At 43.4% G+C, this 16,058-nt stretch carries 15 protein-coding genes and 2 pseudogenes; 10 read left to right on the top strand and 7 right to left on the bottom strand.

What is annotated here, in order from left to right; translation table 11 throughout:
- Positions 1 to 152 precede the first annotated feature (152 nt).
- Complete coding sequence (locus F6K63_RS19695) at positions 153 to 3,197, top strand: plasmid replication protein, CyRepA1 family (protein WP_287312992.1); 3,045 nt, start codon at positions 153 to 155, stop codon at positions 3,195 to 3,197.
- Between the two features lie 284 nt (positions 3,198 to 3,481).
- Positions 3,482 to 3,838 carry a VHL beta domain-containing protein gene (locus tag F6K63_RS19690; protein ID WP_287312956.1) on the top strand — a complete coding sequence of 119 codons (357 nt, stop codon included), beginning with the start codon at positions 3,482 to 3,484 and terminating at the stop codon, positions 3,836 to 3,838.
- A 127-nt stretch (positions 3,839 to 3,965) separates the two neighbouring features.
- Here the strand turns inward: F6K63_RS19690 and psbU are convergent, their stop codons facing one another.
- Together psbU and F6K63_RS37335 are read right to left on the bottom strand one after the other, a co-directional pair.
- The gene (gene psbU / locus F6K63_RS19685; RefSeq protein ID WP_287312991.1) at positions 3,966 to 4,418 is read right to left on the bottom strand and encodes a photosystem II complex extrinsic protein PsbU; all 453 of its coding nucleotides are present in this window, start codon (positions 4,416 to 4,418) and stop codon (positions 3,966 to 3,968) included.
- Positions 4,419 to 4,685: 267 nt separating this feature from the next.
- Complete coding sequence (locus tag F6K63_RS37335; RefSeq protein ID WP_353813058.1) at positions 4,686 to 4,970, bottom strand: hypothetical protein; 285 nt, start codon at positions 4,968 to 4,970, stop codon at positions 4,686 to 4,688.
- Between the two features lie 109 nt (positions 4,971 to 5,079).
- Between F6K63_RS37335 and F6K63_RS19680 the strand changes: the two genes are divergently transcribed.
- The 5 genes from F6K63_RS19680 to F6K63_RS19660 all read left to right on the top strand — a co-directional run bounded on the left by F6K63_RS19680 (position 5,080) and on the right by F6K63_RS19660 (position 8,800).
- Positions 5,080 to 5,718, top strand: coding sequence for a peroxiredoxin (locus tag F6K63_RS19680; RefSeq protein WP_008178020.1), 639 nt, complete (start codon positions 5,080 to 5,082; stop codon positions 5,716 to 5,718).
- Between the two features lie 118 nt (positions 5,719 to 5,836).
- The gene (locus F6K63_RS19675; protein WP_008178022.1) at positions 5,837 to 6,823 is read left to right on the top strand and encodes a cysteine synthase A; all 987 of its coding nucleotides are present in this window, start codon (positions 5,837 to 5,839) and stop codon (positions 6,821 to 6,823) included.
- Positions 6,824 to 7,394: 571 nt separating this feature from the next.
- Positions 7,395 to 7,760, top strand: coding sequence for a hypothetical protein (locus F6K63_RS19670; protein ID WP_287296786.1), 366 nt, complete (start codon positions 7,395 to 7,397; stop codon positions 7,758 to 7,760).
- 334 nt (positions 7,761 to 8,094) lie between these two features.
- Positions 8,095 to 8,688, top strand: a complete 594-nt coding sequence (locus F6K63_RS19665) for an RNA polymerase sigma factor (protein WP_008178027.1) — start codon at positions 8,095 to 8,097, stop codon at positions 8,686 to 8,688.
- Complete coding sequence (locus tag F6K63_RS19660) at positions 8,675 to 8,800, top strand: hypothetical protein (RefSeq protein ID WP_287249629.1); 126 nt, start codon at positions 8,675 to 8,677, stop codon at positions 8,798 to 8,800. Before F6K63_RS19665 ends, F6K63_RS19660 begins: the two co-directional genes overlap by 14 nt.
- A 96-nt stretch (positions 8,801 to 8,896) precedes the next feature.
- On the opposite strand, the gene F6K63_RS19655 is transcribed toward F6K63_RS19660, so the two are convergent.
- From F6K63_RS19655 to F6K63_RS19640, 4 genes and pseudogenes are all read right to left on the bottom strand, one after another.
- Entirely contained in the window at positions 8,897 to 9,262 is a 366-nt protein-coding gene (locus F6K63_RS19655; RefSeq protein ID WP_287312955.1) for a hypothetical protein, read from the bottom strand.
- Between the two features lie 514 nt (positions 9,263 to 9,776).
- The gene (locus F6K63_RS19650) at positions 9,777 to 11,036 is read right to left on the bottom strand and encodes a glycosyltransferase family 4 protein (protein ID WP_008178032.1); all 1,260 of its coding nucleotides are present in this window, start codon (positions 11,034 to 11,036) and stop codon (positions 9,777 to 9,779) included.
- Between the two features lie 243 nt (positions 11,037 to 11,279).
- Positions 11,280 to 11,924, bottom strand: a pseudogene (locus F6K63_RS19645) (CHAT domain-containing protein).
- A gap of 106 nt (positions 11,925 to 12,030) precedes the next feature.
- Entirely contained in the window at positions 12,031 to 12,237 is a 207-nt protein-coding gene (locus F6K63_RS19640) for a hypothetical protein (RefSeq protein ID WP_287312954.1), read from the bottom strand.
- Between the two features lie 561 nt (positions 12,238 to 12,798).
- Here F6K63_RS19640 and F6K63_RS19635 point away from each other — a divergent pair.
- Positions 12,799 to 12,969, top strand: a pseudogene (locus tag F6K63_RS19635) (helix-turn-helix domain-containing protein); the annotation flags it as partial.
- A gap of 92 nt (positions 12,970 to 13,061) precedes the next feature.
- On the opposite strand, the gene upp reads toward F6K63_RS19635, so the two are convergent.
- Entirely contained in the window at positions 13,062 to 13,697 is a 636-nt protein-coding gene (gene upp / locus F6K63_RS19630) for a uracil phosphoribosyltransferase (RefSeq protein ID WP_287298236.1), read from the bottom strand.
- Positions 13,698 to 13,980: 283 nt separating this feature from the next.
- Here upp and F6K63_RS19625 point away from each other — a divergent pair, with 283 nt between their 5' ends.
- Entirely contained in the window at positions 13,981 to 15,696 is a 1,716-nt protein-coding gene (locus F6K63_RS19625; RefSeq protein WP_502708329.1) for an extracellular solute-binding protein, read from the top strand.
- A 141-nt stretch (positions 15,697 to 15,837) separates the two neighbouring features.
- The gene (locus F6K63_RS19620) at positions 15,838 to 16,050 is read left to right on the top strand and encodes a hypothetical protein (protein WP_131827278.1); all 213 of its coding nucleotides are present in this window, start codon (positions 15,838 to 15,840) and stop codon (positions 16,048 to 16,050) included.
- Positions 16,051 to 16,058 lie beyond the last annotated feature (8 nt).

Here is a 16,058-nt window from a genome sequence, read left to right as displayed (position 1 = left end):
CGTCAACGGTGAACGGTAAACGGTGAACTGTCAAGAAAATATAAAGCATTAGGTAAAATGAACTATTAGGTCACAAATAGTGTTATATTACTTAAGTTAAAGATTAAACCACTAGATATAGCGTGACCTCTGCCAGAGTCTTCCCCAAACCCATGAACCATATCCAGGAGTGGACAGCTAGTAGTGTTGATGAACAGCTGACTCGCCTCAATGTAAGGTCTCTCGAAGGCTCTAGCCCATTTGAGTATCTCTTCTATTCCGACTCCCTGCCCAGACGCAATGATGGTCGAGTGCTAAACTCGATTCTGAAACGCTATCAACACCTCGAACAAGGGGGATGGTGGTGTTCTGGTATTGACTTGCTTACTGGTCAGGAGGATATTTGGGGCTGTTTCAAACCCAGCCAACCCCGTCACAGTGGGGAAACTAGGAAGCTAATAAAATATGAACATCCCCCCAAAACCCCCACAGGCTTGTTTGCTCTGCGAGTACCTTTGCACCTGTGGCAACGGATTGCTGAGCGCAATGATTTTACTATTCTCCCCACAGACCTTGACCACAATCAACCGGATCTAGGGTTTTGGCAGTGGCTAATCTCTCACCCCTCAATTCCGTTGTGTATTACTGAGGGCGCTAAGAAAGCTGGAGCTTTACTCACTGCTGGTTACGCTGCGATCGCATTACCAGGAATTAATGGGGGGTATCGAATCCGTAGGGATGCCCAGGGAAATCGGATTGGCAAGTCTGACTTGATTCCCCAACTACGGAAACTAGCGACTCCGGAGCGAGAGATTTACATAGTCTTTGACCAAGACTCGAAACCGAATACCATCAAAGCTGTCAATGCTGCGATTCGTAGAATGGGATATCTGCTCAATCAAGCAGGTTGCCCTGTAAAGGTGATTACTTGGGATGCCCAGCTAGGCAAAGGGGTCGATGATTTAATTGCTGATCAAGGTCAGAAGACCTTTGAGCAAGTTTACCAACGAGCACTCCCCCTCGATACTTGGAAAGCTAAATCCCTAACCCAGCTCACCTATCGAGCTAACCTTAAGGTAAATTGCCGCTATCTGCAAGAACTTCCGATTCCGGATACAGCCCAACTGATTGGGATTAAATCCCCTAAGGGTACTGGAAAAACCCAACTACTGGAAAAAATTGTCTCTCAAGCCCTAGCCCGAAATCAATGGGTATTGGTGCTTGGTCATCGGGTGCGATTAGTAGAAGCATTGTGCCAACGCTTCGGCATCAAGTATATCACTGAGGTCAGGGATGACCAGAAGGAAGGGGTGTTAGGTTATGGTTTATGTCTCGACTCCTTGCATGGTAATTCTCAGGCTCGCTTCAATGCCGCTAACTGGTCTGATGGCGTAGTAATTATCGATGAAGTGGAGCAAGTGCTCTGGCATGGATTGAACTCTAGCACCTGTCAGAGTAATCGGGTTGCTATTCTCAAATCTCTGAAAACCCTAATCCAGAATGTCTTGGGGGGGTCTGGTCAAGTTTATATTGCCGATGCGGACTTGAGTGATATATCGATAGATTACTTACTGAGCTTGTCTGGAGTTGACCTTGAACCCTTCATCATTGAGAATGACTGGAAACCGAACATTGACGGGTCCTGGCAAGTTCATAACTATACCGATAGCACACCAAAAAAACTAGTGCGAGAGCTAGAAGCACACATTGCTCAAGGAGGCAAACCCTTTGTGTGTCTTTCCGCTCAAAAACCCAAGAGCCAATGGGGTACTTGCACTCTAGAAGCGTACCTAAAAAAGCAATTTCCCCACCTCCGGATATTGCGCATTGATTCGGAATCCCTTGGTGAAACAAATCATCCAGCCATGGGGTGTATCAATAACCTCAACAATGTTTTAGGGGAGTATGACATTGTATTAGCTAGTCCTGCTATTGAAACGGGAGTGAGTATTGATCTGCGGGGACACTTTACCTCTGTGTGGTGTATTGCCCAAGGGGTGCAAGGAGAAAATAGTGTCAGACAAACCTTAGGGCGAATCCGAGAAAATCTACCCCGGTTCATCTGGGTAGCCCCTTATGGCTTTAATCACGTCGGTAATGGCTCCACGTCTCTATCCTCACTACTGGCATCTGGACAGCGTTTGACCCAAATGAATATTCGGTTGCTACAACAATCGGATTTCGATGCTGTGGATGATTTAGATACAGGCTTTCAAGCAGAATCCTTGATGTGCTGGGCTAAAATGGCTGTCCGATTCAATGCCGCCATGGTCAACTATCGGGAATCGGTGCTAGCAGGATTGCGTGCTGAAGGTCATCTGGTGATGGATGTTTCCCCAGCCAGTTCCACTAAAGCTGGGAAAAAGAAGTCTAAGGGTTCACCCCAAGCGGAAGAGTTGGGAGCACAGAATGCTCTGATGGCAGCGATTACTGCAGTTAGAGACCAAAACTATCAGGCTGAGTGTAATGCGATCGCATCTAGTCAAGACTTCAGTTATAGCCAATATCAAAAGATTAGCAAACGCCTAGTCAAAACACCATCGGAGCGTCGCTCACTACGGAAGTACGATTTAAAGCAGCGTTATGCCATCCCAGTCACACCAGAACTGGTACTCAAAGATGACCAAGGCTGGTATCAGCAGCTACGGCTCCATTATTTTCTTACCCTAGGTCGGCAACATCTGGCAGAACGGGATGCTAAGGTAGCGCGACTGTTAATTGAGCAAGGTCAAGGGAGTATCTTTCTACCGGACTTCAATCGTGCTGTGCTAGGAGCGATGATTGGTACTATGAAGGTTTTGGGGATACCAATCCTATTAGAAAATCTGGAACGAGAACTCAGAAATACTGATCAGGACTTGCAGCAGATGGCTGCGATCGCATTAGCAAACCGTTGTGCTATCAAAACCATCACAGGAATAGGACTAGCTAAGAAAGCAACTCCGATTGTTATTATCAGGCGCTTCTTGGATAAAATCGGCTATGGCTTACAGTGTATTCGTTATCAGAGTCAAGGAAAAAAGCGGTTCAGAGTTTATCAGCTAGTTAGTCCAGAAGATGGTCGCATGGAAGTGTTCCAGAAGTGGTTAGCTAGTGATGCTCTGAGGTTAGGCACTAGTGAAATTTGGCTGGATAATGCTTTATCTGCTAGGTCGGGTAACACTCAGTTAGTGGATTCAGAAAACAGCAATTATGTTCAATTGTGTTTGAATGTTTAGTCTTATAGCGCTACGCGCAAGGCAAAAGGCAAGAGGCAAGAGGCAAGAGGCAAAAGTTGACTACAACAGCTTTTGCTGCTTTTATCAATGTCCTAAATTTAATGCGTAGTGCTTAGCATTAGTTCGAGGGTTGGGTGAGGCTATAACCCCCCTCTACCACTTTCTTCTGGTAAATTTTTGTTGCAATATCAACACTTTATAGCGTTTGAACTGCTATACTCCAAATAGCTTTTTAATATTCAACTGTTGATAATTTCAAAAAGAAATTAAACAGGAAAAAATCAATGAAAAAATTTTTTAGTGTCTTATTACTTAGTCTAGCATTATTTGCTTTTCTTCTGAGCTCTTTCCCTCAGGAAACATTAGCCGCAAATGTCTGTGATGCTGAATCAGTTTCCAAGTCTATCTCTGGTAAAGTCGCTACAAAGATTACTTTTGTTAACAAATCTAATGACCTAATCAAGACTTATTGGCTGAACTACCAGGGCAACAGAACATACTATTATCAGCTCAAATCAGGCCAAGGTTATACTCAACAAACCTATGTAACTCATCCTTGGGTAATTACAGATGAGCAAGACAACTGTCTAGGAGTTTATTACCCTGACGGACAAGCACGCACCGTAAACTATTCCGGCTAGTATTTCTGCTCAGCTGAGTTAGAGCCCTTCAAAACCTAAAAAGATTGATCTAGCTAAGCGCTTTGCGCTCAGCTAGAAAAGCTTTATCTGGAGACAGGAAATTTAAAGTTAACCACCAATGGCGTTGTTAGTAGACGCCAGGATTATAGCGATCGTCGCCCGCATTATAAACCTCTGAGGTCTTAGTCACGGTAAAATCATCAAGGTGAGCTTGTAAATTTTTCTTCTGGCTATCGCTTAGTCCCGGAATGTTCAGTACATCTTCTACTGACTTGTAGGGAGCATTTTGAATAATCTTACCAGCCAGGCCTGGATAGAATCCGCGATAGTGGCGAAACTTTCGCACATGAGTATTGTTCAGGTCAATCTTCTCACCAAACTCGGTGGCTAACTTGGCATCAGCCGCATTGCTCCGGGATGACTGAGCGATTAAAGCGGTAGATGAGGGCAACGTTAAGTTATTTAAAGAAAATGTGTCTGCTGAAGACATAGGGGAAGCGATCGCACTTTGGGATAAGCCTAAGCACCCCAAGCTAAGCACTAGAAGGCATACCACTGCTAGATGAACCAATTTTCTCATCATAAAACTCCTTACTTACACAACACAGCACTAAGAGAAATTAATCTCTGTGGGTTTAGTTTAATTTTTGTTTCCTATCATCTCATATTATCGAAGTCCAGACACAAGACCTCAACTTTTTCCAGAAGACGATTCCCACCCTAGTTACTTGACAAATTTTGCTTTGTAAGCTAATAGCTATCAGCTATCAGCTATCAGCTATCAGCTATCAGCTATCAGCTATCAGCTATCAGTTATCAGCTATCAGCTTATGGGCTACAGATAGTGCTACTGTTCGCGCAGCGTGGCCATTCGCGTAGCGTGGCCAACGGCCAAGGCCAAGGCCAAGGCTGACCGCTGACCCCTGACCCCTGACCCCTGACCCCTGACCGCTGACCCCTGACCCCTGACCCCTGACCGCTGACCGCTGACCCCTGACCCCTGACCCCTGACCGCTGACCCCTGACCGCTGACCGCTGACCGCTGACCGCTGACCGCTGACCGCTGACCGCTGACCGCTGACCGCTGACCGCTGACCGCTGACCGCTGACCGCTGACCGCTGACCGCTGAATAAAGAATTCCTAAGCCAATCCTAAAATAGATCTAAAAGCTGACCGATAAACTTGAGTTTTGTGGCACGATAACTATCCTGACAAGAAAAAATAGCAACAGGATTTAGCCATGACTCTACGATTGGGGGATACCGTACCCGACTTTACTCAGAATTCCAGCGAAGGGGAGATTAATTTGTATGAATGGGCAGGAGATAGCTGGGTGGTGCTGTTTTCTCACCCAGCCGACTACACCCCAGTTTGCACTACCGAGTTAGGTATGGTTGCTAAACTCAAGCCCGAATTTGAGAAGCGCAATGTTAAAGTGCTAGCCTTGAGCGTGGATGATGTTGACTCCCACAAAGGCTGGATTGGAGATATCAACGAAACCCAGACAACAACGGTCAACTACCCGATTTTGGCGGATCCAGATAAAAAGGTGTCTGACCTTTACGATATGATCCACCCCAACGCTGACAATACCCTAACCGTACGCTCTGTTTTCGTCATCGACCCACAGAAGAAATTGCGGTTAGTGTTAACCTACCCTGCTAGCACCGGTCGTAACTTTGACGAAATCCTGCGAGTGATTGACTCCCTACAGTTGACCGATGACTATAAAGTCGCTACTCCCGTTAACTGGACAGACGGGGGTGACTGTGTTATTGTACCCTCCATCAAAGATCCAGAAGAGTTGAAGGAACGGTTTCCCAAAGGATATGAGGAAATTAAGCCCTATCTGCGGATGACACCCCAACCGAACAAGTGAAATAATTATCTAGTCTGAAGGATGAAGGATTAAGGATACTTCATCCTTCATTCTTTAGAATTTAGAATTTAGAATTTAGAATTTAGAATTTAGAATTTGTAATTTAAACTTGATTTAAATGGATATCAAAGCAGGTTTTGTTGATACAGTTGGTAATACACCACTTATTCGCTTAAACAGCTTTAGCGAAGAGACGGGTTGTGAAATTCTAGGGAAAGCCGAGTTTCTCAATCCAGGAGGTTCTGTAAAAGACCGAGCTGCCCTCTATATTATTAAAGATGCAGAAGAAAAAGGCTTACTAAAGCCTGGGGGTACAGTTGTTGAAGGAACCGCTGGCAATACGGGCATTGGTCTAGCCCATATCTGTAATGCTAAGGGATACAAGTGCCTGATTATTATCCCGGAAACTCAATCCCAAGAAAAAATGGATACCCTCAGAACCCTGGGAGCTGAAGTTCGCCCAGTGCCAGCAGTACCCTACAAAGACCCGAATAATTATGTAAAGCTTTCTGGACGCATTGCCCAAGAGATGGATAATGCCATCTGGGCGAATCAGTTTGATAATTTGGCAAACCGACAGGCTCATTATGAAACTACTGGGCCAGAACTGTGGCAGCAAACTGACGGGAAAATTGATGCTTGGGTCTCAGCAACTGGGACAGGTGGAACCTATGCAGGGGTAGCGATGTATTTGAAAGAAAAAAATCCTAACCTTCAATGTGTGGTGGCTGACCCCATGGGCAGTGGTTTATACAGTTATGTCAAGACCGGTGAAATTAAACCGGAAGGTAACTCTATTACAGAAGGTATCGGTAACAGCCGTATTACTGGGAATATGGAAGGGGCTCCCATTGATGATGCCATTCAAATTGATGACCACGAATGTCTCCGGGTAGTTTACCAGCTGCTGAGCCGGGATGGATTATTTATGGGAGGGTCTGTCGGGATTAATGTCGGAGCTGCTGTTGCTCTGGCTAAACAAATGGGACCTGGTCATACAATTGTGACTGTACTTTGTGATGGCGGTGGTCGTTATCAGTCACGGCTATTCAATCAGGAATGGTTGGTATCTAAAGGACTTTCTGTGGGTGATTGCAGCTCTTGAGGAAAAAGGCTGAAGGGTCATTAATCTAGTCATCTTTGTAAGTATTCAGCCAATGGCAACGGGAAACGGGGAACAGGGAGCAGACAGAAATCCTTGACACTTATTACTAACTAATCTTTAAGCTTAACACAAATAAAAACAAATAAAAGTACCCTTTCGAGTACTGTCACAGATGCCAGCAAACTTGGTATTGTAATTGATATAGATCAATATCAAGCCTTGCTCTGTCAGCACCTTGAGCAACCTAGGCACCACGGATGTCCCTAAAAAGACACCTACACACACTGGTGCCAAGGCTTTTCACTTTGGAAAGACACCTCAAGTCAACTGAGCTTTTGGTTATAACTTGAACCATTACTCCTTCGCTCTCTGGGGCCTAGGGGCTGATAGCTGTTTGCAGAAAGTGTAGCATGGGCGTCGCGGGTTAGCTGACCGATCAAACTAGATCAGTGTCACAAATCAAGACTTAATTCTCATTATTTATTAAGAATAATGATGAGGCTTCTTCAAGAAAAACTGAAGTAAGAAGCCTGAACTTCGTATGTTGATTTTTCTAGAGGAAGTACACCAGATGCAAACCCAAGACCTCCTAAAATCCCCTAATCGTCAAAAATTTGATGCAGTAGTTGATTCTAGCTGGAAACAAAAAGAAAACTCTGAGGTATATACATTTATTAAACGCCAACTCAAGTACTTCAATCTTGAACAGGAACTTGATATAGGCCAGATACTTTTTGAGGGCTGTATTCGTGGCGTTAGCAAAATTGAATCTGGACAAGATATTCAAGACCCCTCAGACTGGCTAAAATCTACCTGCTTCTACATAATCCTAGACCATATCCGAATCACTTACGTCTACAGCAGTTCTGACTGGGAGCTAAGCACAGGCAATTGGGAGCAAGCATCCCAAGGGCACGCCATGGGCACCTACAACTAATGTGGCAACTAATGTGGCAACTACTGATGTGGTAATTCCTTGATGATCACAAGGGCTATAGTCATTAGGCTCAGCAAGGACAAATGTAAGTAGCGAGGCATACTAAAACACCGCTATGGAAAGATTTTTTATGCCAATTTGGCAACACAGCTCGGTAACCTCATTGTTTCATGGTTATACCCTTGATGAATTTATTTTACCCTACCTACTTATCAATGTCACAAATCGAGACTTAATCGTCACTAAGTGAGTAATAGTGATTAGAATGTTTCTCAAATACAATTGAAAGTCAGGGGCATCATGTGCTTTTATTTTTCCCGAGGAACTACACTAGATGCAACCTAGAAAACCTCCAAAGTCCCCTAATCGTAAACAATTTGATGCCGCTGTTAATTCTCTTTTAAACCAAAGAAATAAATCGGGATTGTTTGCATTTATTGAATTTAGACTAAAGCAGTTCAATCTTGAACACAAATTTGATATCTTTGACATATTTATTGAAAGCTATATTCGCGGAGTTAGCAAAATTGAATCTGGACAACATATTGAAAATCCATCAGCTTGGCTAAGAACAACCTGCTTAAATGTGATTAGAGAGCATTTTGCTAAGAAAGGAAAGCATTGGAAAAAAGAACGTGAATTTAGCTCTATAGAATACCAGATTAGCTCTAATGATGCTTCCGATTATTTATCGGATCAATATGTCAAGGAAATACTGTCAGATATTAGACAACTAGTAAGTCCTCTAGATTTTGATATTTTTGTGTTACGAGTCATGGAGGAATTGTCCTGGATTGAAATTGAAGAACGCCTGAACTTGGCAAGTAATACAGCGTTGCGAAAACGATATCAGCGTATGAGGAAAGTTTTGAGAGATTATTTTTTTGATATCGACAACTCTATGCTCGAAGACTATGGCTTATCCTGAAGTAAGCATATGCGCTACGCGCACGCTACTTGAGGTGCCGTCAGCTGTCAGCCGTCAGCTAAAAGCTCACGGGTGCGCGTTCAGCCGTCAGCTGTCAGCCGTTAGCCGTTAGCCGTCAGCTTATTTTATTAAAAAGCACCTCAAGTAGCACCATCTGTAGCCCATAAGCTGATAGCTGATAGCTGATAGCTGATAGCTTAGATTATTCTTAAAGATTTCCAGTGAAACAAGCAAATTGATGACGTAGAGTTTCACTGGTCTTAGGTGATTTCTGGGAAACAAAGATTTCTAAATACTCTTCTAACTTAGCGATTTGGTTTTTATAGGTATCAATATCATTGTCACTCAGCCAGCTAAATTGTTTAGCTATAACTAGATCAGCTTTATCTATCAACAGGTTAAGGATTTGGTCAGCTTCAGCTAGTTCGAGGATCTCAGCCATACGGTTGCTGTCTGACACAGACAAAGTTGGACGCGCTGCCAGTTGGCAATACTCCAGCAATAGTTCCAATCGGCGTAGATTTGATTGGGTTGGGCTTTCTGTTGAGATCGTGTACATAGAAAATCTGTTCATCTCACACTGGTTACTTTGATTGGGCTTCAGTCTTGATTGGGCTTCACTACATTAGTGAGATTTTTGCTGTAATTAGGACAAGAATCCAAGGAATTTTACAAAAGCTTTATATCTCAGAGGTTTTTTGTGAAGCAACCATGAAGCTTGAAGGGTAAAGGTGGAAGGTTTAAGGTTGATCAGGTTGAAGGTTGAAGGTTGAGGTTGATCAGGTTGAATGTTGAAGAGGTTGAATGTTAATCAGGTTGAAGGTTGAATGTTGAAGAGGTTGAAGGTTGAATGTTGACAAGGTTGAAGGTTTAATAACCAGCTAACCTGTAACCAGCTAACCTGTAACCTGTAACCTTCAACCTGATAACCTGATAACCTGATAACCTTCAACCTGATAACCTTCAACCAGATAACCTTCAACCTGATAACCTTCAACCAGATAACCTTCAACCTGATAACCTTCAACCAGATAACCTTCAACCTGATAACCTTCAACCTGATAACCTTCAACCTGATAACCTGTTCCCTATTCCCTGTTCCCTATTCCCTTTGCTATATGACTTAGAATGTCTACCGTAGCTTGCCCAGTTTTTTGCCAACTAAATTCACTGGCTCTAGCAAGACCTGCCATACGAAGATGCGATCGCATTTGAGAATCGGTTGCTACTGCTGCCATAGCTGCTGTGATTTCCTCAGGGTTGTAAGGATTGATTAATATAGCGGCATCTCCAGCTACTTCCGGTAAGGAGGAGAGATTGGCTGTAATTACAGGAGTACCGCAAGCCATTGCCTCTAATACAGGGATACCGAAGCCTTCCCAAAGACTGGGGAATACAAATGCGATCGCATTTCTAATCATGGTCGGTAACTGGTGCTGAGGAACATATCCCAGGAATTTGACCTGACTGGATATATCCAGTTGTTCCGCTTGGGCTTCCAGCAATGGTGTGTAGCGTTTATCCGTTGCGCCAGCAATCCAGAGTTGGTAGTCGTGGCAATTGGCTAGACCAGCGAAAGCCTCAATCAGCCGATGGAGGTTTTTGTGGGGGTCTGGGCGTCCGATGTAGAGAAAATAGGGACAATTTTCCCGGTTTTCCCGATCTTTTTCACCATCTACTGTATCCACATAATTAGGACTTACGAAATTTAGTTGGTTTTGCCCCCCTGCCCCCCAATTCTGGGGGGTAATGATGTCAAAGTCCCCCAGAATTGGGGGATTTAGGGGGCACTTGCGTAAGTCCTGATAATAATAGTGATTGGCATCGTAAGCCAGTAAGATCGGGGTGATTTTTGCGGCTGGAATCTCGAAGAAGTCAGTAAGGTCTCTAGCAGTAGCCCTAGAGTTACAGATGATGTGTTCTGCTTGACCAAGAACTTGGGGGATATAGTAGCGTTGGTAGGTAGTTAAGGGTGAGAAACCCTGGGGAAACCGTAACCCAATCAAATCATGAACCATTACCACATAGCGGCAATTGGTAAAGAGGGGAGCTTCTGGAACTGGAGAAAACAAAAGATGCGTTCGCAATTTTTTATAAATTCGCGGCAGTTGAAACTGAGTCCACAACAGACGGCGAAAATGTCCTTTCGTGCCTTGTTCAGGGCTTAAATTCCCTGGAATTGGGTAGCAAGTGTAGGTAGTAGCACTACAGAAACGGCTAGACGCAGTGGGAGAAATCAGTAGAGTAGGGTCGAGAGGTTTTAAATAAGGAAAAAGATTAGCGGCATAGTTAGCAATACCCGTGGGTTGGGAAAATAGAATCGAGAGATTAACCAACAACTGGCTCATAAGGAAAGAATTAAGAATTAAGAATTAAGAATTAAGAATTAAGAATTAAGAATTAAGTATGAGCTATTTGTAAATGCTATATAAGGCAATAGTAATTATAATTTTAAGGGAATCATCCTCAAAACAAATACTTTACATCATAAGTGCGATCAACGCTATAATTTTTGTTGACTTTTTTTAAAAAATTAACGTTACTTAACCCCTTTCTGTTCCCTACTCTCTACTCCCTACTCCCTATTCCCCTTACAACCAATTACCCACCAGAATAAAAGGTGCCCAAAACAGAGGTTCGTTAAACTTGGTATCCCCAATCAAATCTAGTTGGGCTTTCCTGACCGCTTCTGCTTTCGTAATTTCTGGCTGTTTTAGGTATTAGTAAAACTTGTTGATGAACATAGCAGTGGAGTCATCACGCACTTTCCACAATGTCCCTAAGGTAGAACGCGCTCCCGATTTAATCGCAAAACCCGCTAACCCTAACATAGCTTGATCGTCCCCTTTAGCAGTTTGACAAGCACTCAGAACGAGTAAATCAATTTGGTCTTCTCCCAACAATTCTTGACTACGCAGCAGTTGCTCTAATTCTTTGACATTAATTTTATTTTCCCAGGTTAGTATAAAGGTCTCCTCAGCTTTGGAGCTAAACTGACCATGAGTTGCTAAGTGTATCACATTGGAGGTTTTAGTAGTTATTTCCTTAGAGGTTGTCTGAGAAGTCTCATTTGCTACATCCAAGCCCCCGTTGGTCCCCCTCTGGGGGACTTTTAGAAGCAAATTGACTCTTGTTCCCCCCAAAGTTGGGGGGTCAGGGGGGCAAAATTCAGTATCAAAAAACTTTTCAGATATCCTCTTAGACACTCTCTCGCTAGTGAATTCTTGATTGAGCATGACTGAGTCTGGGTTCAAGCTTTTAGCAATTTGCTCAATTTTCTGCTTCACCCCTGGTAAAGCTTTAAAGCCTTGACGAGCTTCACTCAATCCCCCAGCAATTATACTAAATTTCTCTTTTCTTGACACTCCCCGCCCGCTTATGAGCGGGGATTCTTGGCTCTATGACTCGTCGTGGCTCTTTCAAACCGGAGTCAGAAAAAGTAGAGGACAAATCTCCCCAAGCGTTTAGATCATAGATAATGGTTTCGGTGTGCCCCACCGTACCTTTTTTAGATGAATAGACAGATACTTTTTTATCTAAGTTTTTCATAGACGTTGTAGTCGTTAGACCAAATTACGCAATACGTATCTCATACATATTTTTTACGTTATCTACTTATTTTTAGATAGTATTTATCTAGCTTTTTAGTTTATTGTAAGGGTTTTTATTATAACACGCTCTGTGAAAACTGTCAAGTTTTAGCTGAAAAAGAAAGCCGTCTCTAGAAGTTACCGTAAGAGTTAAGAAGCCTTAATTAATAAGTTTTAACCCTTTTGCTCATAGCCTGCTCCCAATAAATGCTTCTTAACTCTGAGGCGCGCGTCTCCTATAAGGACGGGGCTTTAAACCCAATTTTTTCGGTAACGGTTGTGGATCTAGCAGTTGCAACCCTAGAGACACGGAAATATTGTATTTTTACACTAGATACTGCTCTCCATCGTGTAGGGTGCATCTCAGTTTTGCAATTAGGCAAAACTGAGATGCACCCTCGCACCGCAAGTGAGAGACAGAGCTATAGCAGAAGTCAGAAGTCAGAAGTCAGAAGTTAAACTCAAGCCAAACTGTAGTTTGAGACTTTTGTCATGTCCTAACTGCTCTGGCGACTGCTATAAATGTATATTGTTGAGTTATCAAAAGTTTTATATCAATGAATTAACGTCACTATTTGGAGTCAATCGAAAAACTATATATAACTGGTTAAATAGATGGGAATATCAAAAAATAAGAGGAATATATAATCAAAAAGGTAGGGGCAGAAAACCTAAGTTGAATCAGGAGCAAAAGACATTTCCATAATACTATAGTAAACTTTTGCCTCTTGCCTCTTGCCTCTTGCCTCTTGCCTCTTGCCTTGTCCGTAGCGCTATATTAGATTACTTCGTACCATACAAGCGATCGCCTGCATCCCCAAGTCCTGGAATAATATAGCCATGGTGATCTAATTCTTGATCAATAGCCGCCGTGTAAATCACTACATCTGGATGCTGCTGTTGGAAATAGTCAAGCCCTTGCTGTGCTGCTAATAAGCACAGAAACTTAATTGACTTCGGGCTAACTTCCTTGAGTCGGTCAACAGCAGCAACGGCAGTATTACCTGTAGCTAACATCGGATCAACCACCAACACATCTCGCTGACTCATATCATCGGGGAGTTTGAAATAATATTCGATGGGTACAAAGGTATGGGGGTCACGGTACAAACCGATATGACCGACACGAGACGATGGGATGAGTTCTAGAATGCCATCTAACAGACCCTGTCCGGCTCGCATAATCGAGACAATCACCATCTTCTTTTCTGAAGCCAGCATCGGAGCTAGCATCGGCGCGATTGGTGTATTGATTGGTTCATACTTTAGGGGCAAGTCCCTTGTTACCTCGTATGCCAACAATAACCCAACTTCTTTAAGGAGTTTACGAAATTTGGCTGTACTCGTTCCAGCCTGACGCATCAGGCTTAACTTATGCTGCACAAGGGGATGGTGAATTACTTTGACATTATTGATCATCAGTGATTGATCATCAGTGATTGGTGGCGACCTATTTGACTTTAACAGAATGTGAGACTATTTCAAAAATAAACGGTTGCGTGGATAATTTGTATATGGCTAATTTTTAGATAAAGTGTGATTAGCGCATTAATTATTGCCACATAAATAATGATATAGCATTTCCGGCTGATTTATCATAACACCAAAAAATATTCCTATTTCCTGCTGTTCCCTATTCCCTGTTCCCTATTCCCTTTTTATATCAATCCTATGTTTACATCTCAACTAAAAATTCTATATTATGAATACTAAATTATTGAGTTATCAGCGCCTAACTCACCTGAGCACCGCGTTGGGTATGCTTTTTCTAGGAGCTTGCATGGGAAAACCCAACCTTATAACCCAGCAAAGGTTTGAGGTCAAATTCTTAGTCGGTAGCGCTTTAGGGCAATTCTGCGAGCAAGCAGCGGAGCAATTTAACCAACAACAGCCGAAATTAGCCAATGGTAAGGGGTTCTCTCTCAGCTGCGACACTAAAAGTAGTAGCGATGTGGTAACTAGTCTGACATCCCTGGCGCAACAACTCAAATCCCGTAGCCTTAAGCGTAATGCGCCAGAATTTCCTAGCTTAGTTTCGGTGGATGGGGAAATCCATCATCGTCAGTTAATCGATCAGATCAATCAGATTTTCCCAGGGCGAGATTACATCGGAGAGATTACCGATGCACCATTGTTAGCCCAGAGCCCCATGGTATTTATGACATCGGCAGAATTAGCCGATGGATTACGCCAGCAACCGGATTTGTACAAAGCCTTGGTGAATACCAAAACCCACCAGGAACTTGATCCCAATAGCCCTCGATTGCCCATTCACCTTGTCCACACTGCTCCTACTGGCTCCAATTCTGGTTTACAAACCTTAGTGGCTCAATTTGCCAGTGTATCTGGTAAACCACCAGAACAATTGACAGTAGCAGATGTGCAGGGTTATCAGACACAGATCCAAGCCATACAAAGTAAAGTGATTCGCTATGGTGTCTCTACCAGTTCCTTGGCAAAGGACATGGTAAAGAATGGTTCCTTTTGGGCATCGATTGGTTCAGTGTACGAGTCCTCGGTGATTGCTGCAAATTCCGATCAGCAAGCTGGGCAAAGCCGCTATCAGGCCGTGTATCCTCAGGCAACCTTTACCTCCAATATGCGAGCAATTTTACCCAAAGCCCCTTGGGTGAGTAGGCAGGAAAAGGCTGCTGGGCAACAGGTGATTGATTATTTGCGATCGCCCCAAGTCCAAAAAATTGCCACAGAACTTGGTTTAAGGCCAGGTGTACCAGAAGTGCCATTAGGTGCCAAGTTTTCTGCTCAATTTGGTGTTGACTCCAAGGCCAGATACGATTCCCTGAGTTCCCCTCAACCAGAGGTAGTGGCAGCAATGGTCAAGTCCTGGCAGGAATTTGCCAAAAAACCCTCACAAGTGGTGGTGTTGGTAAACTCTTCCGGTTCTATGTCGGGGAATAAATTAGCAGCGGTTCAAAAGACTTTGCGCGCATACATCGAGAGTTTAGGACCAACAGAACAAATTGCCCTGATTGATTTTGATTCCGAGATTCGTCCACCAGTATTGGTAGATAGCACCCCTCAAAAACGCGATCGCGCTATGGCGTTTATTCTTAATCTCAACCCTGACGGGGGTAATCGGTTATATGATGCTGCCCTCGAAGCCCGTAACTGGTTACAAAAGAATTACCAAGAGCGTGCCATTAATGCTGTGGTGATTTTGACCGATGGCGACGATTCTGATTCTAAGCTTCGTCTTGAGCAACTATCTCAAGAACTGGAAAAAAGTGGCTTTTCCAGCGATAATCGAATTGCCTTTTTCACTATTGGTTACGGTAACGAAGGAGAGTTTAATCCTAAAGTACTAGAACAAATTGCTGAATTTAATTGGGGATACTACCGTCAAGGGGATCCATCAACTATTTTGAACTTAATGGCAGATTTAAAACTGGAGTTTTAAAAATTATGAATTATGACAGATTAATTGATAATGAGTCGCTCTAAATTATAGAGCTATCGTTGATCAGCCAATGATTAAACTTAGCTTACCCTGTTTTATCCCATGTCTTTGCTAGTCGGTGGGTAAGCATATGCGCTACAGATGGTGCTACTTGAGGTGCGGTCAGCGGTCAGCGCTCAGTGGTCAGCGGTCAGCGCTCAGTGGTCAGCATTATTCCAATGCGTACCTGTTTTATTCAAAAGCACCTCAAGTAGCGCATTAGCTGAGAGCTCTCAGCTGAATGCTTACGTCGGTGGTGTACTACTCGTAGTTGCTTTCCGGTTTATACCGAGCTACTGTAGTATCCTGATTTAGGGTAAGTG

The organism is Moorena sp. SIO1G6 (genome assembly GCF_010672795.1).
Classification (GTDB): domain Bacteria; phylum Cyanobacteriota; class Cyanobacteriia; order Cyanobacteriales; family Coleofasciculaceae; genus Moorena; species Moorena producens.
The sequence above is the reverse complement of the archived record's forward strand: the minus strand, read 5'-3'. Positions and strand labels throughout refer to the sequence as shown.

Excerpts from the sequence above, each read along its gene's own strand:
- F6K63_RS19660 (WP_287249629.1), top strand. The coding sequence starts at position 8,675 with ATGGCTTATCCTGAAGTAAGCATATGCGCTACGCGCACGCTACTTGAG.
- F6K63_RS19650 (WP_008178032.1), bottom strand. The coding sequence starts at position 11,036 with ATGAGCCAGTTGTTGGTTAATCTCTCGATTCTATTTTCCCAACCCACG.
- F6K63_RS19695 (WP_287312992.1), top strand. The coding sequence starts at position 153 with ATGAACCATATCCAGGAGTGGACAGCTAGTAGTGTTGATGAACAGCTG.
- F6K63_RS19640 (WP_287312954.1), bottom strand. The coding sequence starts at position 12,237 with ATGAAAAACTTAGATAAAAAAGTATCTGTCTATTCATCTAAAAAAGGT.
- F6K63_RS19655 (WP_287312955.1), bottom strand. The coding sequence starts at position 9,262 with ATGAACAGATTTTCTATGTACACGATCTCAACAGAAAGCCCAACCCAA.
- F6K63_RS19670 (WP_287296786.1), top strand. The coding sequence starts at position 7,395 with ATGCAAACCCAAGACCTCCTAAAATCCCCTAATCGTCAAAAATTTGAT.
- F6K63_RS19625 (WP_502708329.1), top strand. The coding sequence starts at position 13,981 with ATGAATACTAAATTATTGAGTTATCAGCGCCTAACTCACCTGAGCACC.
- psbU (WP_287312991.1), bottom strand. The coding sequence starts at position 4,418 with ATGAGAAAATTGGTTCATCTAGCAGTGGTATGCCTTCTAGTGCTTAGC.
- F6K63_RS19675 (WP_008178022.1), top strand. The coding sequence starts at position 5,837 with ATGGATATCAAAGCAGGTTTTGTTGATACAGTTGGTAATACACCACTT.
- F6K63_RS19665 (WP_008178027.1), top strand. The coding sequence starts at position 8,095 with ATGCAACCTAGAAAACCTCCAAAGTCCCCTAATCGTAAACAATTTGAT.
- F6K63_RS19620 (WP_131827278.1), top strand. The coding sequence starts at position 15,838 with ATGGTGCTACTTGAGGTGCGGTCAGCGGTCAGCGCTCAGTGGTCAGCG.
- F6K63_RS19680 (WP_008178020.1), top strand. The coding sequence starts at position 5,080 with ATGACTCTACGATTGGGGGATACCGTACCCGACTTTACTCAGAATTCC.
- F6K63_RS19690 (WP_287312956.1), top strand. The coding sequence starts at position 3,482 with ATGAAAAAATTTTTTAGTGTCTTATTACTTAGTCTAGCATTATTTGCT.
- upp (WP_287298236.1), bottom strand. The coding sequence starts at position 13,697 with ATGATCAATAATGTCAAAGTAATTCACCATCCCCTTGTGCAGCATAAG.